This window comes from Streptomyces sp. DH-12 (assembly GCF_002899455.1).
In the GTDB taxonomy this organism is placed as follows: Bacteria; Actinomycetota; Actinomycetes; order Streptomycetales; family Streptomycetaceae; genus Streptomyces.
Genome location: NZ_PPFB01000001.1, coordinates 5,865,570 through 5,885,912, shown reverse-complemented (window position 1 = coordinate 5,885,912; position 20,343 = coordinate 5,865,570). Strand labels below are relative to the sequence as shown.

The following is a 20,343-nucleotide window of genomic DNA, read 5'->3' as shown; positions in this document are numbered from 1 at the left end:
GCGCTCCCTGTCCAAGGGCACGGCGCCACGCGAGGACCGGTTCAACTCGGCACGGTTCTTTTCCGTGGACGTTTTCCGTGAACGTTTTCCGAAGACGTTGCACGCAAATCATTGCTGGCCAGCGACGGGCGGGATAGCTTCACCCTGCACCACCCGTCATGTACCTGCCCGGGCAGCCACACCTGTCTCGGGCCGGTTTCGTTTCCGGATGATGTGGAGACCCCATGGCTCATCTGCGTTCCAGGCGCCGGCTCGCCCTCGCCGTTCCCGTCGTGCTGTCGCTGACCGCCTCGCTCGGCTTCCTGCCCGCGGCGGCCTCGGCCGCCCCGGCGACGGTGTCGGCGGAGCAGGCGGCGGACGCGCCCGCCCTGGCGTACGTCGTCAACACCAGGGCGGACCACCGCACGGTCGCCGCGGTGAAGCGGGCGATCGCCGCGGCGGACGGCGAGGTCGTCATCGCGTACGAGAAGATCGGCGTGATCGTCGCGCGCTCCTCGGACGCCGGCTTCGCGCAGGCCCTCCGCGAGGTGCCGGGCGTGCAGTCGGCCGGCGCCACCCGCACCGCGCCGCTGGCCCCGGCCGGGACCACGGACGCCGGCTCCGCCGAGTACCTCACGGCCGCCGACGCCGCGCAGCTGAGGGCCGCCTCCGCGAAGACCCCGGGCAGCGAGCCGCTCGAGGCCGACCAGTGGGACCTGCGCGCCATCGGCGCCGACAAGGCGGCGAAGATCAACCCGGGCAGCAGGAACGTCACGGTCGCCGTCATCGACACCGGCGTCGACGACACCCACCCGGACATCGCCCCGAACTTCTCGGCGTCCCAGTCCGCCAACTGCTTCGGCGGCGCCCCGGACACCTCCCCGGGCGCCTGGCGGCCGTACACCGCGGGCGACTACCATGGCACCCACGTGGCCGGTGAGATCGCCGCCGCCCGCAACGGCATCGGCGTCGCCGGCGTCGCGCCCGGCGTGAAGGTCTCGTCGATCAACGTCACCGCCCCCGACAACGGGCTGTTCTACGCGGAGGCCGTCGTCTGCGCGTTCGTGTTCGCCGCCGACCACGGCGTGGAGATCACGAACAACAGCTACTACGTCGACCCGTGGATGTACAACTGCATGGACGACCCGGACCAGCGGGCGATCGTCGACGCGGTCAACCGGGCCCAGCTGTACGCCCAGCGCAAGGGCACCCTGCACCTCGCCTCGGCCGGCAACTCCAACCACGACCTGGCCTCGGACGCGATCGACGACACGTCCAGCCCCAACGACACCACGCCGGTGCCGCGCACCATCGACCCGAGCGAGTGCCTGGACCTGCCCACGCAGCTCCCGGGCGTCGTCACGGTCAGCGCGACCGGCTCCGAGAACCTCAAGTCGTACTACTCCTCGTACGGCAAGGGCGTCGTCGACGTGGCCGCGCCGGGCGGGGACGGCCGCTACCAGCTGCCGGACACCCCGTCGAAGAACGGCCGCATCCTGTCCACCATGCCGAACGGCGAGTACGCCTGGCTGCAGGGCACCTCGATGGCCTCGCCGCACGCGGCCGGCGTCGCGGCGCTGCTGAAGTCCAAGCACCCGTGGGCGCCCCCGGCGGCGCTGCAGGCCCTCCTCAAGGCGCAGGCGAACAACCCGGGCTGCCCCGCGTCGTACGACCAGGACGGTGACGGAACGCAGGACGCGACGTGTGAGGGCGGCCGGCCGGCCAACGGCTTCTACGGCCACGGCATCGTCGACGCGCTGCGCGCCGTCAAGTGAGCCACGGACCCGCACACCCGCCCCACCGTCCGCACCTCGAAGTGAACGAACTGGAGACTTCATGACAGCGTCCCACCCGCGTCACCGCCGGGCGCTGGTCGTCCCGGCCGGCATGGCCCTGGCGACCGCGCTCGCGTTCCTGCCGAACACGGCGGCCACGGCCGCCCCCGCCCACCAGGGGGCCGCCTCCGCGGACACCGCCTCGCTGAGCTACGTGGTCAACGTGCGGGGCGGGCACGGCGCTCCGGCGCACGTGAAGAAGGCGATCGCCGAGGCCGGCGGGACGATCGTGACGTCGTACGAGAAGATCGGCGTGATCGTCGTCCACTCCTCGAACGCCGACTTCGCGAAGACGATCCGCACGGTGCCGGGGGTGCAGTCGGCCGGCGCCACCCGCAACGCGCCGCTGCCGTCGGCGGCCACCACGGACACGGGCTCCCCGAAGGTGCTCAGCGCCGCCGAGGTCGCCGAGGCGACGGAGCAGGCCGCCGCGGACCAGGATCCGCTGCAGAACCTCCAGTGGGACCTGCCCGCCATCAAGGCGGACAAGGCGCACGAGAAGTCGCTGGGCAGCCCGAAGGTCACCGTCGCCGTCATCGACACGGGCGTCGACGACACCCACCCCGACATCGCGCCCAACTTCGACCGGGCCGCGTCGGTGAACTGCGTGGCGGGCAAGCCCGACACCAGCGAGGGCGCCTGGCGTCCGGGCGCGGCCGAGAGCCCGCACGGCACGCACGTGGCCGGTGAGATCGCCGCCGCCAAGAACGGCGTCGGCATGACCGGTGTCGCCCCCGGGGTGAAGGTCTCCGGCATCAAGGTGTCCAACCCGGACGGCTACTTCTACGCCGAAGCCGTCGTCTGCGGCTTCATGTGGGCCGCCGAGCACGGGGTCGACGTCACCAACAACAGCTATTACACCGACCCCTGGTACTTCAACTGCACGAACGACCCGGACCAGAAGGCGCTCGTCGAGGCCGTCGGCCGGGCCACGCGGTACGCGGAGCGCAAGGGCGCGGTCAACGTCGCCGCGGCGGGCAACGAGAACTACGACCTCGCGGCCGACGAGATCACCGACCCGTCCTCGCCGAACGACGGCACCCCGTCGGACCGGGTGATCGACCCGTCGGAGTGCCTGGACATCCCCACGCAGCTGCCGGGCGTGGTGACGGTCGCGTCGACCGGCGCGAAGGGTCTGAAGTCGTCGTTCTCCAACTACGGCCGGGGCGTCATCGACATCGCCGCGCCCGGCGGTGACTCGACGGCCCTGCAGACCCCCGAGCCGCCCGCCACCAGCGGCCTGATCCTCGGCCCGCTGCCCGGCGGCCGCTGGGGTTACATGGCCGGTACGTCGATGGCGTCCCCGCACGTGGCGGGCGTCGCCGCGCTGATCAAGTCGAAGCACCCGTACGCGCCGCCGGCGCTGGTGAAGGCCCTGCTGTACGCGCAGGCCGACGCCACCGCCTGCACCAAGCCGTACGACATCGACAACGACGGCAAGGCCGACGCGGTGTGCGAGGGCCCGAAGAACCGCAACGGCTTCTACGGCTGGGGCATGGCCGACGCGCTGGACGCGGTGACGCGGTAGTCGCCGCCAGGGTGCGGGGAGGGGCCGGGCGGGTGCGCCCGGCCCCTTTCCGTCATCCGGGCAGGCGCCCTTCCCGGCCTGGCGGTGCTGCACAGTGAGAGCATGAACCGTCTCGTGTCCTTCTGGTCCGGCCTGGGCGGGGATCCCGCTCTCCTCTCGCGGGTGTCCGCCGTCGGCCGGCCGGGTGTCCTGCCCTCACGGCTGCCGGTGCGGGAGTTCGCGGGGGCGTGCGTCGGCGTGTGCGCGCTGGCCGCCGCCGAGCTCGCGGCACGGCGCGCGGGCGGCGAGGTCCCGGCGGTGCGGGTGGACGACCGGGCGGTCGCCACCGCGTTCGTGAGCGAGCGTCACCTGCGGATCGACGGGCGGGCTCCGGAGAACTTCGCCCCGCTGTCGCGCTTCTGGCGCACGGCGGACGGGTGGGCGCGCACGCACGCCAACTATCCGCACCACCGGTCGCGGTTGCTCGCCGCGCTCGGCGTGCCCAAGGACCCTGACGCGGTGGCCGCGGCGCTCGCGCGGAGGTCCGCGCGGGAGGTCGAGGAGACGGCCACCGCGGCCGGCGGACTGGCCGTCGCCCTGCGCACGCCCGGGGAGTGGGCGGCGCACGCACAGGCGTCGGCGGTCGCGCGGCTGCCCCTGGTGGAGCGGGTACGGCTGGACTCCGCGCCCGCGCGGGAGTTCGCGGCGGCCGGTGGGGACCCCCTGCTGCCCGCCGCCGGACTGCGGGTGCTGGACCTCACCCGGGTCATCGCCGGTCCGGTCGCCACCCGCACGCTCGCCCTGCTCGGCGCGGACGTCCTGCGGCTGGACCCGCCGGGGCTGCCCGAACTGCCCGACCAGCACGCCGACACCGGCTTCGGGAAGCGGTCGGCGCGGGTGGATCTGGCCTGCGGCCGGGAGGTCTTCGAGGAGCTGCTGGCACGGGCGGACGTGGTGGTCACGGGGTACCGGCCGGGCGCCCTGGACCGCTTCGGAGCGAGCGCGGAGGCCCTGGCCGAGCGGCGGCCGGGGGTGGTCGTGGCCCAGTTGTCGGCGTGGGGCGCCACGGGGCCGTGGGCGGGCCGGCGCGGCTTCGACAGCCTGGTCCAGGCGGCCACGGGCATCGCCCACGTCGAGGGCGGGAGGGACCGCCCGGGCGCGCTGCCCGCGCAGGCGCTGGACCATGGCACGGGGTACCTGCTGGCGGCGGGCGTGCTGCGGTCCCTGTCGGAGCAGGCGGAGGAGGGCGGCAGCAGGCTGGTGCGGGCGGCTCTGGCCCGCACGGCGGGCGAACTCCTGGCGGGGGCGTCCGGTTCCGGGGCCGAGGCGGGTGAGGGCGAGTTCTCCGCCACGCCGTGGCTGACGGAGCGGGACAGCCCGCTGGGGCGGTTGCGGTACGCCTTGCCGCCGGTCGCGTTCGCGGGCGGACCGCGCGACTGGGGGCGGGCGCCGGGGGTGTGGGGGGCGGATGCGGCGCGGTGGCGGTGAGCGCGGGCGCGGCAGCGGCGCCCCGGGAGCACGCCCCGCGCATCGGCGGTGAACGCCGAGCCTCGTGTGAAGGGCTCCGCCCGTCGTCCGGCGCGCGGCCGGGCGCCGGGACGACGGGTGCGGATCGGGGTCGCCGGCAGCACAGGCCCAGGACCCCGCGGACGCACGCGGACAGGTGCTGACGGGGGTTCGGCCACGGGTGACTTCGGACGGCGGACGGTCACCCGCACGCCGGAGGGCGGAAAGCAGGCCTGCTGTGGATGAGCGCCGGGCGCGCAGGACGCGTGACCGGCGCTCACCAGCGGTCCACCCACGCTGGAACGGGCGGACGAAGTCCGCATACCGCCCCGCGCTTGCCCCGCTCTGTGTGATCTTGTGAAGATCCTGAGGTGACTCTGACGAAATCCAGGTCCCGGACGACCGGTGCGCACAGTGGTCCGCGGCGGCCCGGGGCCGGGCGGGCCGCGGCCGTGCTCGTCCTGGTGACGCTCGGCGCGCTGATACCCCTGCTCGGTCCGTCGCCCGCACTGCACGGCACCGGGGAGGCGGACGCTCCCGGCACCGGCGGCATAGCCCTGCTGCGCACGGTGCTGTTCGCCGCGCTGGCCGTCCCCGTGGGCGAGCTGTTCGCCGTCCGGCTGGCGCGTGCGACGCCCGGCGCGCCTCCCGCCCTGCCCCGCAGCTGGTCCACCGCCGCCAACAGCGTCGGCTTCGTGGCCGCCCTCGGACTCGCCTCCGTGGTGGCGACCGGCAACCTCGTCCCCAGCGGTCCCGCCGACATCGACGTGGGCGGCCTCTACGAGACCCGGGACGGCAAGCTCGCCCTGCTGGAGGTCAACGGCTTCCTCGCGGCGGCCCTGTGCTCCGCCTCCCGCCGCCGCGCCGCCCAGGCGCTGCCGCTGGCCGCGGTGATCGTCGCGGAGGCGCTGCGCGCCCACCCGACGACGGAGTACAGCCCGCTCATCGGCTCCGCCCTGACGCTGGTGCACCTGACGTGCGCCTCCCTGTGGGTGGGCGGCCTGCCGTACGTGCTGCGCACGTTGCGGCTGTGGGAGCGTACGGAGGCGGGCGTGGCGCTGCTGGGCCGTTACGCGCGCGTGGCGCTCGTCCTGCTCGTCGCCCTCACCGCGACGGGGGTGTGCAGCTCGCTGCGCCGGATGCCGCCCGGGACCGTCCTGGAGCAGCTGACGGACACCGCGTACGGGCGGGTACTGCTCGCCAAGCTGATCCTCATGGCCGGTGTCGCCGCGCTCGCCCTGTGGGCGCGCGTGCGGCTGGCCCGCGCGGCCGACCCGCTGACCGCGAGTTCACCCGCGCGGACCGAGGTGTACGTGCTCGCCCTGGTGGTCGCGGTGTCGGGACTGCTGACCGCGCTGCCGGTGCCCATCCGCTGGTGACCGCCGCGCCCGGGCGTCACACGCGCGCCGCGACGGACGCGCCGCGCGGGGCGCCTGTCGGACAGGCCTGTCAGTAGCGGCCCGTATCCTCATGAACCATGCTCGAAGACCTCACCGCCGCAGCCTCCTCCCCCACCGCGTGGCCGGCCGCGTACCCGCGGGGATACGCGGTCGTCGACGTGGAGACGACGGGGCTGGCCCGGGACGACCGCATCATCTCCGCGGCCGTCTACCGGCTGGACGCGCGCGGCGAGGTCGAGGACCACTGGTACACGGTGGTCAACCCGGAGCGCGACCCGGGCCCGGTGTGGATACACGGGCTGACGAGCGAGATGCTCGAAGGGGCGCCCCTCTTCCAGGACGTCGCGGCGGAGTTCGCGGCGCGTCTGGAGGGCCGCGTGCTGGTGGCGCACAACGCGGTGTTCGACTGGCAGATGATCGCCCGCGAGTACGCCCGCGCGCGCAGCGAGGCCCCGGTGAGACAGCGGCTGTGCACCATCGCCCTGTCCAAGGAGCTGAGGCTGCCGCTGCCCAACCACAAGCTGGAGTCCCTGGCCGCGCACTTCGGCGTGGTGCAGCGGCGGGCGCACCACGCCCTCGACGACGCGCGCGTTCTGGCGGAGGCGTTCCGGCCCAGCCTGTGGGCCGCGGCGGCGGGCGGCGTACGGCTGCCGCTGCACGAGTGCCGGCCGCTCACCGAGTGGTCGGACCGTCCCCGCACCGGACAGCAGGCGGGCTACGGCGGACGGCAGCCCGCCAGTTGGCGTCCCTCCCGCAAGAGGCCCGCATGCCCCTATCCCAACCCGGGCCGGTACGAACCGGGCAAGCGTCTGAAGCAGGGCATGCGGGTGGCGTTCTCCGGAGACACCTCCGTCGAACGGGACCTGCTGGAGGACCGGGCGACCGAGGCCGGGCTGCATGTGGCGTCGAGCCTGTCCCGGCTCACCAGCCTCCTGGTCACCAACGACCCCGACTCGGGCACGTCGAAGACGGTCAAGGCCCGCCAGTACGGCACCCCGGTGGTCGACGAGGCCGCCTTCGGCCAGCTCCTCGCCGACGTCGAGCCGGCCTCGGAGACCTGACCGCCCTCCCCGGCGCGGGCGGGCGCCGAGGCACATACCCGGCTCAACGCACCCCGCGCCCGGGTTGTACGGTCGTGGGGTGTACCGCTTCCTGCTGTCCCGGCAATGGGTGACCCTCACACTGGCCGCCCTGCTTCTCGTCCCCACGATGATCGTGCTGGGCGTATGGCAGATGAACCGCTACGAGGAGCGGGCCGCCCGTAACCAGCTGGTGACCGACGCGCTGGCCGCCGACCCGGTGCCGGTGGAGGAGCTGGCGGCCCCGGGCCGCGCGGTGACCCGCGCCGAGCGCTACCGCACGGTGACCGCCACGGGCCGCTTCGACACGGACTCCGAGGTCGTGGTGCGCCGCCGCACCAACGCCGACGAGGAGATCGGCTTCCACGTCCTGACCCCGTTCGTCCTGGACGACGGCGCGGTGCTGCTGGTCAACCGCGGCTGGATCCCCGCCGACGGCCCCAGCCAGACCGAGTTCCCGAAGGTGCCCGCGCCGCCGCGCGGCGAGACCACGATCACCGGCCGGCTGATGCCGGACGAGACGACCGAGGCGAGCGGCATCAAGGAGCTCGAGGGCCTGCCGGACCGGCAGATCATGCTGATCGACAGCGAACGGGAGGCGGAGCGGCTGGACGCCGAGGTGCTCGGCGGCTACGTGGCGCAGACCGCGCCCGAGCCCCGGGGCGGCCTCCCCCAGCAGCTCGGCGACCCCGGCAAGGAGAACGCGGCGCTGAACTACGCGTACGCGGTCCAGTGGTGGCTGTTCGCCGCCGCCGTCCCGGTCGGCTGGGTCGTGCTGGCCCGCCGCGAGGCCCGCGAGCGGGCGGCGAAGGCGGGCGGGGAGACGGACGCCGGGCCGTCCGGCGCCGCCCGCACCGAGTCCGCGGCCGTCTGACCGCACTCCCCGTTCTCTCCTCCTCTCGTTCTCTCCTCTCCCCTGGTCCTCTCCGCTCTCCCCGTTCGCCGGGTTCTGCGGCGGGAGGCACTGGTGCTGCGCCGCCGGCTCGGGCCGAGGGAGCCCGAGACCGCCGCTGCGACGGGCGTCTCCCGCGGCCCCGCCAAGACGCACGCCTCCCGCGGCATCGCCGAGCCGGCCCAGGCCGTGGAGGCCCGGCGGCGAACAGAACCGGCCAGGACCGCACCGGCCACAAGCGGTCCGAGCCGCTCCGCTGATTGCCGCACCCGGCGGCCGGGAACCCGCACCTCGTGCACCGCATCGAGGACTACGCGCTCATCGGCGACGAGCAGACCGCTGCCCTGGTGGGCACCGACGGCTCGATCGACTGGCTCTGCCTGCCCCGCTTCGACTCGGCGGCCTGCTTCGCACGGCTGCTCGGCGACGAGGACAACGGGTACTGGCGCATCGCCCCACGGGGCCAGGAGCGGTGCGCGCGCCGCGCCTACCGGGACGATTCGCTGGTCCTGAACACCGTGTGGGAGACACCCGACGGCGCGGTGCAGGTCACCGACCTGATGCCGCAGCGCCACCAGGCGCCGGACGTGGTGCGGATCGTGCAGGGGCTCAGCGGTGAGGTGACCGTGCGCAGCATCCTGCGGCTGCGGTTCGACTACGGCTCGGTCGTGCCCTGGGTGCGCAAGGACGACGGGCACCGGGTCGCGGTGGCCGGGCCCGACTCGGCGTGGCTGCGCAGCGAGCCGGAGGTGCGCACCTGGGGCGAAGGCCTGGGCACCCACTCGGAGTTCACGGTGAGGGAGGGCGAGCGGGTCGCCTTCGTGCTCACCTGGCACCCCTCGCACGAGCCACGGCCCGCGCTGGTCGACCCGTACGCCTCGCTGCGGCACAGCCTGAAGGACTGGCAGGCCTGGGCGTCCCGGTGCCGCTACCGGGGGCCGCACCGGGACATGGTGGTGCGGTCCCTGATCACGCTGAAGGCGCTCACCTACCGTCCCACCGGCGGCATCGTCGCGGCCGCCACCACCTCCCTGCCGGAGGATCCGGGCGGCGTACGGAACTGGGACTACCGCTTCTGCTGGCTGCGCGACTCCACGCTCACCCTGAGCGCGCTGCTCTCCGCCGGCTACCAGGAGGAGGCCGAGGCCTGGCGCGACTGGCTGCTGCGCGCGGTCGCCGGGGAACCGTCGGACCTGCAGATCATGTACGGGCTGGCGGGCGAGCGGCGGCTGCCGGAGTTCGAACTGCCGTGGCTGTCCGGCTTCAACGGCGCCACCCCCGTACGGATCGGCAACGACGCCGTGAACCAGCTCCAGCTCGACGTGTACGGCGAGGTGGTGGACTCGCTGGCGCTGGCCCGGCGTTCGGGGCTGCCCGGGAGGCCGGACGTGTGGGCGCTGCAGTCGGTGATGCTGGACTTCCTGCGCACGGCCTGGCGGCAGCCCGACGAAGGACTGTGGGAGGTGCGCGGCGGCCGGCGCCATTTCGTGCACTCCAAGGTGATGGTGTGGGTGGCCGCGGACCGCGCGGTGCGCGCGATGGAGGATCACCCGGAGCTGGAGGGCGACCTGGACGGGTGGCGCGCGCTGCGTGACGAGGTGCACCGGGAGGTGTGCGAGAAGGGCTACGACCCGGTGCGCAACACGTTCACCCAGTCCTACGGATCGCGCGAGCTGGACGCGGCGCTGCTGCTGATCCCCCGGGCCGGTTTCCTGCCCCCGGACGACCCGCGCGTGCTCGGCACCATCGACGCGATCCGGGCCGAGCTGGGCCAGGACGGTCTCGTGCGCCGCTACACCCCGGACGCCACCGGCGTGGACGGGCTGCCCGGGCAGGAGGGCGCGTTCCTGGCGTGCGCGTTCTGGCTCGTGGACGCCCTGCACATGACCGGCAGGACCGAGGAGGCCCGCGCGCTGTTCGAACGGCTGCTGGGGCTGGCCAACGACGTGGGGCTGCTGGCGGAGGAGTACGACACGGTGAACGGGCAGCTGCTGGGCAACTTCCCGCAGGCGTTCAGCCACATCGGCCTGGTGAACAGCGCCCTCGCCCTGTTCGGCGACGAGGGGGCAGGATAGGGCCATGGATCTTGGACTGAAGGACCAGGTGTACGTCGTCACCGGGGCCACCCGCGGACTGGGCCACGCCTCCGCGCGGGCGCTCGTCGCCGAGGGCGCGAAGGTGGTCGTCACGGGGCGGAAGGAGGACGCGGTCGCCGAGGCCGTGTCCTCGCTGGGGCCGGACGCGGCCGGCATGGCCGTGGACAACGCCGACCCCGTGGCCGCCGAGCGGCTGATCGCCACCGCGCGGGAGCGGTTCGGCCGCTTCGACGGCGTCCTCGTCAGCGTGGGCGGGCCGCCGCCGGGGTTCGTCGCCGACACCACCGACGAGCAGTGGCAGGCGGCGTTCGAGTCGGTGTTCCTCGGCGCGGTGCGGCTCGCCCGCGCGGCCGCCGCGGAGCTGGGCGAGGGGGGTGTCGTCGGCTTCGTGCTGTCCGGCTCGGTGCACGAGCCGATCCCCGGGCTGACCATCTCCAACGGGCTGCGCCCGGGCCTGGCCGGCTTCGCCAAGTCCCTCGCCGACGAGCTGGGCCCGCGCGGCATCCGCGTCGTGGGCCTGCTGCCCGGGCGCATCGACACCGACCGGGTACGCGAGCTGGACTGCCTGTCCGCCGACCCGGAGGCCACCCGCCAGGCCTCCGAGTCCCGCATCCCGCTCCGCCGCTACGGCACCCCGGAGGAGTTCGGCCGCACGGCGGCGTTCCTCCTCTCGCCGGCGGCGTCGTACATCACCGGTGTGATGCTCCCGGTGGACGGCGGGTCACGGCACGGGTTCTGAACCCGGACGCACCAGGTCTCCGGCGGCCCTGGCCCGCTACGGGCTCCGCCGTGCCGCACCGGGACGGGCGGCAGCCGTCCGGCGCGGCACGGGGCGGTGGCCCCCGCCGCCCGGAACCGGGGGCAGCGGCCCCGGCCCGGCAAGGGCGGACCAGGAAGGGCGTTCACCCCCTCCGGCTCGATCGCCCGCTCGCACGGTGCGCGGTGGGTCCGGTGACGCGTGCCGGGGCGGCCCCGGCGTCAGGTGACCCGCTCCGGGCGGTGTTTCACCGCCCGGAGCCGCACCTCCGCCGGGAGGGCGGGCAGACCCGTGGCCTCGCGGGCGTGGGTGAGGGGGCCGGTGGTGAGGGTGTCGAGGGCCGTGCCGGGGTCCACGTGGGGCTCCAGGAGCAGGACGACGCGGGCCCGTGGCGTGCCGCGGCGGCCGGTGAGGCGGACGCGGGCACGGGCCACGCCGTCCTGGCGGTTCGCCTCCTCGGCGAGCGCGTGCTCCAGGGCACGCCCCCGCAGCGCCGCCCCCTCCCCGTCGCCGGAGTCGACGAAGACCTCGGACATCCGTCGCCGGCGGAGCACCGAGACCAGCCACCACAGGCAGAGCAGGACCACCACGGCGAGCGCGGCGATCACCACCGGCCACCACCAGCCCTCGTCCCGCCACCGGGTCCGCTCGGAGTCGTCGAGCAGCACGTCGTGCCGGCCGTCGTGCAGCCACCAGGAGGGCGCGGGCGTGCCGAGACCGATCGCCAGCACCGGCCCGCCGAGCGCGCACAGCACCAGTCCCGCCAGCGCGAGCAGCACACGGTTGACGGTCTTGTTCACGGCTGCCGCCCCTTCCGGCCGGGCCGCCGCACGTGCAGCGACAGCGTGGACGGCCGGGCCAGGCCCAGCCCCCGGAGCGCCCCGTCCAGCACCGCGGTCAGGTCGTCCCGTACGTCGTCCAGGTCACGGAAGTGCGACACCGCCCGCACGTTCGTCCTCCTCCGCCGCACGGCGACCCGGACCGACTGCACGCCGGCCACCTCCATCGCCCGGTCCCGCAGCACCGTCGCGGCGGCGTCCCGGTCGAGGCCCGCGCGAACGTCGGGACGGACCCGGCGCATCGTCAGCAGCGAGCGCAGTCCCGGCGTGAGGGCCAGCACCAGCAGCCACAGGCCGAGCGCGGCGGCGACGGCCGCGCCGGTCAGCACCCACACGTCGTCCAGCGGACGCTCCGCCAGTTGCCGGGCGAGGTCGCGGCGCCAGCTCATCCCGGGCCGGCCGGCCCGTACCGCGGCGATGTCGTACAGGAACACGCCCGCGATCACCAGGACCGCCAGTGCCAGCAGAGCCGCCGGGACGCGGCGGGCGGACCAGAAGCGCCGGCGCCCGCCGCTCGCACCGCCGGTGACGACGCCGCTCTCCGTGGGCGGCGGCGCCGGGCCGGCCGTCGTGCCCAGGGACCCGCTCATGGCGTCCTCCCGACCGTGTCGGGCCGGGCGGCCAGGTGGAGCCGCTCCACCTGCACGACGACCTCCGGCACGGCCAGGCCCGCGAGATCGCGCACCCGGTCGACGATCCGCCGCCGCACCCGCGCGCAGCGGCCGCCGATGTCGCCGGGGTAGTCGAGCTCGACGTGCACCCGCACGCGGGCGCTGCCGTGCCGGACGACGACGCTCGCGTGCGGCGGCCCGGCGTCCGGCGGCAGCGCGCCGACGGCCTCACGCGCCGCCTGGGAGGCGATCTTCGCGACCACCCGGTCGGCGATCGTGGTCTGCCCGCGTTCGCCCGGAGGGACGGTTCGCGGGTCTCCGGTGAGCTCCACGGCCCCCGCGCCCACCCCCGTCACCGCCGCCGTTCGTCACGGGGACGGAAGAAGTCGCCGAGCTCCAGGTCGCCCTCGAGCAGCCGGCCGACCACGAAACCCACCGCGCCCAGGGCCGCCACCAGCAGGAAGGCCCCGAATCCGCCGAAGTATCCGGCGAAGCCCAACGCCATGCCGGCGATCATGCCGACGACGGCCATCCTCATGCCTCGCTCCTCCGCTCAGCCCGTCTCACTGCAGTCGGGACTCGGGCTCGTCGTCCTCCTCGTCGGGCAGCTTCACGTCGCTCACCGCGATGTTGACCTCGACCACCTCGAGACCGGTCATCCGTTCGACGGCCGCGATGACGTTCTCCCGCACGTCCTTGGCGACGTCGGCGATGGACACGCCGTAGTCGACGACGATCTCCAGGTCCAGCGCGGTCTGCACCTCGCCGACCTCGGCCTTCACGCCGCGTGTCACCGACTTCGCCCCGCCCGGCACCCGGTCGCGCACGGCGCCGAAGGTCCGCGAGATCCCGCTGCCCATGGCGTGCACGCCCGGGACGTCACGGGCGGCCAGCCCGGCGATCTTCTCCACCACGCCGTCGGCGATGGTGGTCCGGCCCCGGTCCGCGGGGTCGCCGCCGCCGCGCCGTGTGCCCTGTCCCCGGCGCGTGCCGGAGTCGCCCGGCGTCTTGTCGGTCTCAGGAGCCCGCACCGAGCCGCCTTCGGTCATGTCGGTCATCGCCCTACATCCCTTCGGTCGTCCTCCTTCCACCACCGTATGCGCGGTTGCCCCGATTCGCGCCAGGGATACGGCAGGCTGGAGGAATGACGGCGGACCGGTGGACGCGGATGGTGCGGCAGCAGGTGGGGCTCGGCAGGTTCCTGCCGCTGGGAGGACCGCGCGACGGAGCATGGATCGCGGAACGGGCGGCCGGCACGGCCCTGCGCCGCGCGGCGGAACGGGACGTGCCGGAGGTACGGCTGAACGGGGTCCGGCTCGGGCTCGCCGACCCGGACGCGGCATCCGACCCGGCCGTCCCGGCCCCGCCGAGCGCTCTGCCGCCGGGCCCGCTGCGGCTCACCGCGGAGTTCGCGGCCACGGCGGCGTGGCCCCTCCCGGAGACGGCGTCCCGCCTGCGCACGGCCTTGGCGGCCGCCGCGGCGGAACGGATCGGCCTGGAGCTGACGGAGGTGGACCTGCGGGTCACGGAACTGCTGGACACGGAGCCGGCCTCGGACGGGCCGGAGGCGCCTGGGGCGCCGGGAGCGGGGGAGGCGTCCGCGGCGGCGCGGACGGCCGGGGGCACGGAGGCCTCCGGGGCCGCCACGGCGTCTCAGCCCGAGGAAGCGTCCGGGAGTGCGGAGGCTTTCGGCGCGGCGACACCTGCTCCCGCCGCGGGTGTCGCCGGCGGGGGCGGCGCTCCGGAGGCCGAGCGGGTCGCGGATGTGGTGCTCGGGGTGGCGGGGGTGAGCCGGCTGACCGGCGCGTGGGGGCGCGGGGTGCGGCTCGGTGCGGAGCAGCCGGCCACCGGGGCCGCCCTGCCCCGCCGCCATGCGCGCGTGGATCTCGCCGTCGCGGCGGGGTTCCGGCCGCTGGAGGTGGCGCGGGCCGTGCGGACGGCCGTGGCGGCCGCGTTGCCGGACCGGCCGACGGTGGCCGTCCTGGTCACCGACCTGGACTGACCCGCCGCCGTCGGCCGGTCACGGCCGTCCGCTCACTCGCCGAGGCCGGCCAGGTCGCGCAGGCGACGGGCCTGGGCGGCGCGCTCGGCGCCGCGCTGCTCGTCGTAGGTGCGGTCCTGCGCACCGCGCAGCAGCGCCTTCGTCTCGATCACGGCGTCGCGCGGCGCGGCCAGCAGCGCCGCGGCGAGGTCCTGGACCGCCGCGTCGAGCTCGGCGGCGGGCACGGCGAGGTTGGCCAGGCCGGTGTTCACCGACTCCTCGGCCGTGACGAAGCGGCCCGTCGCGCAGATCTCCAGCGCGCGGGCGTAGCCGACGAGGCCGACGAGGGGGTGCGTGCCGGTCAGGTCGGGCACCAGGCCGAGGCTGGTCTCGCGCATGGCGAACTGCACGTCGTCCGCGACGACGCGCAGGTCACAGGCGAGGGCCAGCTGGAACCCGGCCCCGATGGCGTGTCCCTGCACGGCGGCGATGGACACGATGTCATTGCGCCGCCACCAGGTGAACGCGTCCTGGTAGCCGGCGATGGCGGCGTCCAGCGCGGCGTCGTCACTGCGCGCGAGGTCGACGAACGACGGCTCGCCCGGGATTCCCTCGGGTGTGAACATCTGCCGGTCGAGCCCGGCGGAGAACGACTTGCCCTCCCCGCGCAGCACCACGACCCGGACGGAACCGGGCAGCAGCTGACCGGCCTCGGTCAGCGCGCGCCACAGAGCGGGGCTCTGTGCGTTGCGCTTGGCCGGGTTGGTCAGCGTCACCGTGGCGATCGCGTCGTCGACGGTGAGCCGTACGCCGTCCTTGTCGAGTACCGGACCGAGGTCCTGGGGGGACGAAGCCATGGGGCGCCTCCGATGGGTGCGGTCGTCTAAGTGACTGCACAGTAACCACCCGGCCGGTCGCACGGCCGGCCGGGTGGCCACCATCGGGTCCGCGGGGCCGCCGGGTCAGGGCGTCGGAGACTTCTTGCCCCGTGTCGCCCCGCCACGCCCTCGGAGTGTGACGCCCGACTCGCTCAGCATGCGGTGCACGAATCCGTACGAGCGGCCGGTCTCCTCGGCCAACGCCCGGATGCTCGCACCGGCGTCGTACTTCTTCTTCAGGTCTGCCGCGAGCTTGTCGCGCGCGGCGCCGGTCACCCGGCTGCCCTTCTTCAGAGTCTCGGCCACCCGTGCCTCCTCATGGGAAGTGCGCTCTGGTCTCCTCATGATCACCCCTCCCGGGCCCGATGGCCACCCATTCGGCAAGGTCGATGAGACAACCTCGTGACGACGGGAGCGTGTCCCCACATCCGGAATGAGGGATTCCAGGCGGTGTGCGCGCGACCGCCGAACGGGTTCCTGCGGGAAATCGCAGGTCAGAAAGGCGCGACGGCCGGACCCCGGTTCTTGGAGGGTCCGGCCGCGAAATCCGTGTAGGACACACCTCAGGATGAGGAGATCTCACACGATTGATGGATCACCGATGGACCGAATGATCCATACTCAGTGGATCACGTATTCGATCACACGCGGGTGACCGCGATCGGGGACCGTGCCGTCGGGCCGCGGTCAGGCGAGCGCGACCAGATCCGCGTAGTCGGAGCCCCACAGGTCCTCGACGCCGTCCGGCAGCAGGATGATCCGCTCCGGCTGGAGCGCCTCGACGGCGCCTTCGTCGTGGGTGACGAGGACGACCGCGCCCTTGTAGGTGCGCAGCGCGCCGAGGATCTCCTCGCGGCTGGCCGGGTCGAGGTTGTTGGTGGGCTCGTCGAGCAGCAGGACGTTCGCCGAGGAGACGACGAGGGTCGCCAGGGCGAGACGGGTCTTCTCACCGCCGGAGAGGACCCCGGCCGGCTTGTCGACGTCGTCGCCGGAGAACAGGAACGAGCCGAGCACCTTGCGGACCTCCACGAGGTCCATGTCGGGCGCGGCGGAGCGCATGTTCTCCAGGACCGTGCGGTCCGGGTCGAGGGTCTCGTGCTCCTGCGCGTAGTAGCCGAGCTTGAGGCCGTGACCGGGGACGACGGCGCCCGTGTCGGGCTGCTCGACGCCCGCGAGGAGCCGCAGCAGGGTGGTCTTGCCGGCGCCGTTCAGCCCGAGGATGACGACCCGGGAGCCTTTGTCGATGGCCAGGTCGACGTCGGTGAAGATCTCCAGCGAGCCGTACGACTTCGACAGGCCCTCGGCCATCAGCGGGGTCTTGCCGCAGGGCGCGGGCTCGGGGAAGCGCAGCTTGGCGACCTTGTCGGACTGGCGCACCTCCTCCAGACCGGCCAGCAGCCTCTCCGCGCGGCGGGCCATGTTCTGCGCGGCGACCGTCTTCGTGGCCTTGGCGCGCATCTTGTCCGCCTGGGCGTTGAGCGCGGCGGCCTTCTTCTCGGCGTTCTGCCGCTCGCGGCGGCGGCGCTTCTCGTCGGCCTCGCGCTGCTGCTGGTAGAGCTTCCAGCCCATGTTGTAGATGTCGATCGTGGCGCGGTTGGCGTCCAGGTAGAACACCTTGTTGACGACCGTCTCGACCAGGTCCACGTCGTGGGAGATGACGATGAAGCCGCCGCGGTAGGTCTTGAGGTAGTCGCGCAGCCAGACGATCGAGTCGGCGTCGAGGTGGTTGGTCGGCTCGTCGAGGAGCAGGGTGTCCGCGTCGGAGAACAGGATGCGGGCGAGCTCCACGCGGCGGCGCTGACCGCCGGAGAGGGTGTGCAGCGGCTGGCCGAGCACCCGGTCGGGGAGGTTCAGCGCGGCGGCGATGGTGGCGGCCTCGGCCTCGGCGGCGTACCCGCCCTTGGTGAGGAACTCGGTCTCCTGGCGCTCGTACTGCTTCAGCGCCTTCTCGCGCGTGGCGCCCTGGCCGTTGGCGATGCGCTGCTCGTTCTCCCGCATCTTGCGGATCAGCACGTCGAGGCCGCGGGCGGAGAGGATGCGGTCGCGGGCGAGGACGTCGAGGTCGCCGGTGCGGGGGTCCTGGGGCAGGTAGCCGACGTCGCCGGAGCGGGTGACCGTGCCGGCGGCGGGCAGGCCCTGGCCGGCGAGGACCTTGGTGAGGGTGGTCTTCCCCGCGCCGTTGCGGCCGACCAGGCCGATGCGGTCGCCCTTGGCGACGCGGAAGGTGGCGCTCTCGATGAGGACGCGGGCACCGGCGCGCAGCTCGATGCCGGAGGCGGAGATCACGGACAGACTCCAGGGCAGTCGGGGGTCCCCCGCTCGGGCGGAGCCGAGGGTGGGGAAGGGTGGCGGTGGGCGGCTGAGGACGTTCCCGCCGTCTAATGCGCGAGGAGAATGGCCATGCGAGCCATTCTAACGGGGCGGTGCAACCGCTTTTTCCCGTGCGGTTTCCTCCCGGCGGCTGTCGGTGGCCGGTGCCACACTGGGCCGTGACGAGACATCCCGGTGCACTCCGGACACGAGGAAGTGATCACCATGGCAGGCGCGGGCGGCTCGCGTCCGAGCGTCGTCCCGACGTTGTTGTACGGGGACGCGAAGGCGGCGGTCCGGCAGCTCACGGAGGCCCTCGGCTTCACGGAGGTGTCGGTGTACGAGGGCGAGGACGGCACGGTCATGCATGCGGAACTGGCCCAGGGCGGCGGGGTGGTGATGCTGGGCTCCAAGGGGCGTGGGGGCGTGTTCGACACGGCGATGAAGGACGCGGGGCCGGCAGGGGTGTACGTCGTCGTGGACGACGTGGACGCGCATCACCGGCGGGCGGTGGAGCAGGGCGTGGAGATCCTCATGCCGCCGACCGACCAGGACCACGGGTCGCGGGACTACATGGCCCGCGATCTGGAGGGCAACGTCTGGGGCTTCGGGACGTACGCGCCGGACGCGGGCGCCTGATCCGACGGGGCGGCCCCGTCGTCCCGGCCCCGTCCGCCGCCGCCCGCGCGCCGGTACCGGCGCGGTACGGGGGCCGGCGCCGTTGCGCGGGCGCCGCGCCACGAGGGTGCCGCGTCGTGCGAGTGCCCGTTGCGCCCACCCGTGCCGCCGGGGTCCCCCCAGGCCGTTCAGGCACGGGGGAAGCACGACTGCCCACGACGGCCGGGGGCGTCATGCGCCCGGGCTCGGGCTCGCCGCCCGCATGCCCGGCTCCCGCCGATGAGGCGCCCGCGCGAGGGCCCGGGCGCCGTGCCCACGGCCCCTGTGGTCCCGCCGCTGCGGCTCGCGGGCCTCTGCGGCGCACCGCCGCGCGGACGGGATCAGTCAAGCCGTGAAACCCGGTGCGGGGGCCGGGACGCCGGGCTGTGCGGCCCCCAGGAACGCGCCCCGCGCGGGCCGAGTCGGACGGCCGTGAAACCCCGCGCAAGGGGCCGGGGCGCCGCCTCGCGCCCCCGAGGGCCCGCTCCGCGCAGGCGCCGTCAGCCTCCCTTGTGGACCTGGAAGGCCGCTCTTCGGACCGCCTTGGCGAAGGCGGGGTCCGGGTGGGCGGCTGCCAGGGCGACCAGGACCTGGACGGTACGGGGGTGGCCGACCGCGCGGACCTCGTCGAGGAGGGCCGGCACCGTCGGCTGGACCGCGGTCTCCAGGTGGCGGACCAGCAGCGGCGCCTCTCCGTGGTCGGCGACCGCGGCGGCCGTGTCCACCCACAGCCAGGTCGCCTCCTCGCGGGTGAGGGCCTCGTGCGCGTCCTCGGGGTCCATCCCGTCGTGCTCGGCCAGCCACAGCAGGGCGTACGGCCGCAGCGCGGGCTCGTCCAGGGCGGCGCGCACCTCGGGCTCGGCGGGGGCGCCGACCACCCGCAGCGCCTCGAAGGCGAGGCCGCGCAGCAGGGCGTCCTCGCCGCGGGCGGCGGCGATCAGCTCGGTGACGGCGCTGCCGACCGGCCGGGCGGCGAGCCAGGCGCGGTACTCGGCGCGGGCCGCGGCCGGACGGAGCCGCGCGCACCCGCGCAGCATGTCCTCGGCGCCCTGCTCGATGTTGCCCGCAGGGCTCTGCGCGGCGACGCAGATCTGCTCCAGCTTGACCCACACCGCCCAGCTGCCGAGCGGGGTGAGGGTGGCCTGTCCGTCGCCGTAGGTCAGCGCGCCGACGGAGGCGAGGGCGCGCAGCGCCCAGTCGAGGAGCGGTTCCAGCGGGGCGTCCGCGGCGGGCGGCCCGGCGGGCGCGGGGCGGGGCTCGGGGGCGACGGCGGGCGTGCCGGACCCCGCCCCGTAGTCCACCTCGCAGCGCTCGGTGCGCAGTTCGGTGACCCGCTGCTCCAGCAGGTCGAGCAGCTGGGGCACGGGCACCGGCCCGGCGGACAGCTGGAGAAAGGACAGCACCTGCGGCATCGCCGTCACGACCTCGGCGACGGCGGCCGGCTCGTAGGTCTCGGGTTCGGGGCAGGCGAGCGACCAGGCGTCGCAGAGGGCGACCCAGCCGCGCAGCACGGCACCGTCGTCGCGGTCCCAGGCGCGCAGCCGCCAGCCGGGGCGGGCGCTGTCACCGTGCACCTCGATGAGGCCGGCCAGCCGGGCGGTGTCCCAGTCGGCACGGACCTGATCGGCGGTCAGGCCGAGGGCTTCGGCGGCCCGGCGGGCGGTCGCGTCGGACAGGGTGGCCTTGCCGTCGGCGGTGGCACTGTCCCCGCCGGGGCCGAGGGCACGGTCGGCCCAGCGGGCCACACGGGCGGCGGCGGCCAGGACGGAGCGTGCCATTCCGGCCAGCTCGGCCGGTGCGGGCGTGCCCTCCGGGGGGCGTGGCGCGGGGCGGCGCACACGCCGCTGCTCGATCGCGGCGGGGGCGGCGGCCAGGGGGCGCGGGCGGACGAGTCGAAGCCTGGAGTCGCGCGGGATACGGGACGTCACGGGTGCAGTCTTCCGGTTGACGGTCAGAAATCCCAAACGGAATGCCGGGGGGCGCCTCGGCGGCCGTTGTCCTCCGGGCTCGGACGGT

General features: G+C 74.6%; 19 protein-coding genes. 10 read left to right on the top strand and 9 right to left on the bottom strand.

Annotated elements, in window-relative coordinates; all coding sequences use genetic code 11:
- Window positions 1–224 precede the first annotated feature (224 nt).
- From C1708_RS25410 to C1708_RS25375, 8 genes are all read left to right on the top strand, one after another.
- Window positions 225–1,754, top strand: coding sequence for a S8 family serine peptidase (locus C1708_RS25410; RefSeq protein WP_106414859.1), 1,530 nt, complete (start codon window positions 225–227; stop codon window positions 1,752–1,754).
- Window positions 1,755–1,815: 61 nt separating this feature from the next.
- The gene (locus tag C1708_RS25405; protein ID WP_106414858.1) at window positions 1,816–3,342 is read left to right on the top strand and encodes a S8 family peptidase; all 1,527 of its coding nucleotides are present in this window, start codon (window positions 1,816–1,818) and stop codon (window positions 3,340–3,342) included.
- A gap of 102 nt (window positions 3,343–3,444) precedes the next feature.
- Window positions 3,445–4,809, top strand: coding sequence for a CoA transferase (locus C1708_RS25400; RefSeq protein WP_106414857.1), 1,365 nt, complete (start codon window positions 3,445–3,447; stop codon window positions 4,807–4,809).
- Between the two features lie 389 nt (window positions 4,810–5,198).
- The gene (locus tag C1708_RS25395; protein ID WP_106414856.1) at window positions 5,199–6,206 is read left to right on the top strand and encodes a CopD family protein; all 1,008 of its coding nucleotides are present in this window, start codon (window positions 5,199–5,201) and stop codon (window positions 6,204–6,206) included.
- Window positions 6,207–6,304: 98 nt separating this feature from the next.
- The gene (locus tag C1708_RS25390; protein ID WP_106414855.1) at window positions 6,305–7,288 is read left to right on the top strand and encodes a DEDDh family exonuclease; all 984 of its coding nucleotides are present in this window, start codon (window positions 6,305–6,307) and stop codon (window positions 7,286–7,288) included.
- 79 nt (window positions 7,289–7,367) lie between these two features.
- On the top strand, window positions 7,368–8,180 hold the full coding sequence (locus C1708_RS25385) for an SURF1 family cytochrome oxidase biogenesis protein (RefSeq protein WP_106414854.1): 813 nt from the start codon (window positions 7,368–7,370) through the stop codon (window positions 8,178–8,180).
- A 311-nt stretch (window positions 8,181–8,491) separates the two neighbouring features.
- On the top strand, window positions 8,492–10,273 hold the full coding sequence (locus C1708_RS25380) for a glycoside hydrolase family 15 protein (protein ID WP_106414853.1): 1,782 nt from the start codon (window positions 8,492–8,494) through the stop codon (window positions 10,271–10,273).
- Between the two features lie 4 nt (window positions 10,274–10,277).
- On the top strand, window positions 10,278–11,033 hold the full coding sequence (locus C1708_RS25375) for an SDR family oxidoreductase (protein ID WP_106414852.1): 756 nt from the start codon (window positions 10,278–10,280) through the stop codon (window positions 11,031–11,033).
- Between the two features lie 239 nt (window positions 11,034–11,272).
- On the opposite strand, the gene amaP is transcribed toward C1708_RS25375, so the two are convergent.
- The 5 genes from amaP to C1708_RS25350 are packed head-to-tail and all read right to left on the bottom strand — an operon-like array spanning window position 11,273 to window position 13,559.
- Window positions 11,273–11,851, bottom strand: a complete 579-nt coding sequence (amaP, locus tag C1708_RS25370; RefSeq protein ID WP_106414851.1) for an alkaline shock response membrane anchor protein AmaP — start codon at window positions 11,849–11,851, stop codon at window positions 11,273–11,275.
- Window positions 11,848–12,480: a DUF6286 domain-containing protein gene (locus tag C1708_RS25365; protein ID WP_106414850.1), complete on the bottom strand. Its 633-nt coding sequence runs from the start codon at window positions 12,478–12,480 to the stop codon at window positions 11,848–11,850. The genes amaP and C1708_RS25365 overlap by 4 nt, the downstream gene beginning before the upstream one ends.
- On the bottom strand, window positions 12,477–12,857 hold the full coding sequence (locus C1708_RS25360; RefSeq protein WP_106414849.1) for an Asp23/Gls24 family envelope stress response protein: 381 nt from the start codon (window positions 12,855–12,857) through the stop codon (window positions 12,477–12,479). Before C1708_RS25360 ends, C1708_RS25365 begins: the two co-directional genes overlap by 4 nt.
- Entirely contained in the window at window positions 12,854–13,039 is a 186-nt protein-coding gene (locus C1708_RS25355) for a hypothetical protein (protein ID WP_106414848.1), read from the bottom strand. Before C1708_RS25355 ends, C1708_RS25360 begins: the two co-directional genes overlap by 4 nt.
- A gap of 25 nt (window positions 13,040–13,064) precedes the next feature.
- Window positions 13,065–13,559 carry an Asp23/Gls24 family envelope stress response protein gene (locus C1708_RS25350; RefSeq protein ID WP_106414847.1) on the bottom strand — a complete coding sequence of 165 codons (495 nt, stop codon included), beginning with the start codon at window positions 13,557–13,559 and terminating at the stop codon, window positions 13,065–13,067.
- Window positions 13,560–13,645: 86 nt separating this feature from the next.
- Here C1708_RS25350 and C1708_RS25345 point away from each other — a divergent pair, with 86 nt between their 5' ends.
- Window positions 13,646–14,503, top strand: coding sequence for a hypothetical protein (locus tag C1708_RS25345; protein ID WP_106414846.1), 858 nt, complete (start codon window positions 13,646–13,648; stop codon window positions 14,501–14,503).
- A gap of 32 nt (window positions 14,504–14,535) precedes the next feature.
- On the opposite strand, the gene C1708_RS25340 is transcribed toward C1708_RS25345, so the two are convergent.
- The 3 genes from C1708_RS25340 to C1708_RS25330 all read right to left on the bottom strand — a co-directional run bounded on the left by C1708_RS25340 (window position 14,536) and on the right by C1708_RS25330 (window position 17,646).
- Complete coding sequence (locus C1708_RS25340; RefSeq protein WP_106414845.1) at window positions 14,536–15,339, bottom strand: enoyl-CoA hydratase/isomerase family protein; 804 nt, start codon at window positions 15,337–15,339, stop codon at window positions 14,536–14,538.
- Window positions 15,340–15,444: 105 nt separating this feature from the next.
- The gene (locus tag C1708_RS25335) at window positions 15,445–15,666 is read right to left on the bottom strand and encodes a helix-turn-helix domain-containing protein (RefSeq protein ID WP_198602589.1); all 222 of its coding nucleotides are present in this window, start codon (window positions 15,664–15,666) and stop codon (window positions 15,445–15,447) included.
- Window positions 15,667–16,047: 381 nt separating this feature from the next.
- Entirely contained in the window at window positions 16,048–17,646 is a 1,599-nt protein-coding gene (locus tag C1708_RS25330; protein WP_106414844.1) for an ABC-F family ATP-binding cassette domain-containing protein, read from the bottom strand.
- A 249-nt stretch (window positions 17,647–17,895) separates the two neighbouring features.
- On the opposite strand from C1708_RS25330, the gene C1708_RS25325 reads away from it, so the two are divergent.
- Window positions 17,896–18,309, top strand: coding sequence for a VOC family protein (locus C1708_RS25325; protein WP_106416480.1), 414 nt, complete (start codon window positions 17,896–17,898; stop codon window positions 18,307–18,309).
- Between the two features lie 518 nt (window positions 18,310–18,827).
- Here C1708_RS25325 and C1708_RS25320 read toward each other — a convergent pair.
- On the bottom strand, window positions 18,828–20,255 hold the full coding sequence (locus C1708_RS25320; RefSeq protein WP_198602588.1) for a hypothetical protein: 1,428 nt from the start codon (window positions 20,253–20,255) through the stop codon (window positions 18,828–18,830).
- Window positions 20,256–20,343 lie beyond the last annotated feature (88 nt).

Coding starts and splice junctions, on each gene's coding strand:
- C1708_RS25400 (WP_106414857.1), top strand. CDS start 3,445: ATGAACCGTCTCGTGTCCTTCTGGTCCGGCCTGGGCGGGGATCCCGCT.
- C1708_RS25350 (WP_106414847.1), bottom strand. CDS start 13,559: ATGACCGACATGACCGAAGGCGGCTCGGTGCGGGCTCCTGAGACCGAC.
- C1708_RS25390 (WP_106414855.1), top strand. CDS start 6,305: ATGCTCGAAGACCTCACCGCCGCAGCCTCCTCCCCCACCGCGTGGCCG.
- C1708_RS25410 (WP_106414859.1), top strand. CDS start 225: ATGGCTCATCTGCGTTCCAGGCGCCGGCTCGCCCTCGCCGTTCCCGTC.
- C1708_RS25340 (WP_106414845.1), bottom strand. CDS start 15,339: ATGGCTTCGTCCCCCCAGGACCTCGGTCCGGTACTCGACAAGGACGGC.
- C1708_RS25365 (WP_106414850.1), bottom strand. CDS start 12,480: ATGAGCGGGTCCCTGGGCACGACGGCCGGCCCGGCGCCGCCGCCCACG.
- C1708_RS25355 (WP_106414848.1), bottom strand. CDS start 13,039: ATGAGGATGGCCGTCGTCGGCATGATCGCCGGCATGGCGTTGGGCTTC.
- C1708_RS25405 (WP_106414858.1), top strand. CDS start 1,816: ATGACAGCGTCCCACCCGCGTCACCGCCGGGCGCTGGTCGTCCCGGCC.
- C1708_RS25375 (WP_106414852.1), top strand. CDS start 10,278: ATGGATCTTGGACTGAAGGACCAGGTGTACGTCGTCACCGGGGCCACC.
- C1708_RS25325 (WP_106416480.1), top strand. CDS start 17,896: ATGGCAGGCGCGGGCGGCTCGCGTCCGAGCGTCGTCCCGACGTTGTTG.
- C1708_RS25345 (WP_106414846.1), top strand. CDS start 13,646: ATGACGGCGGACCGGTGGACGCGGATGGTGCGGCAGCAGGTGGGGCTC.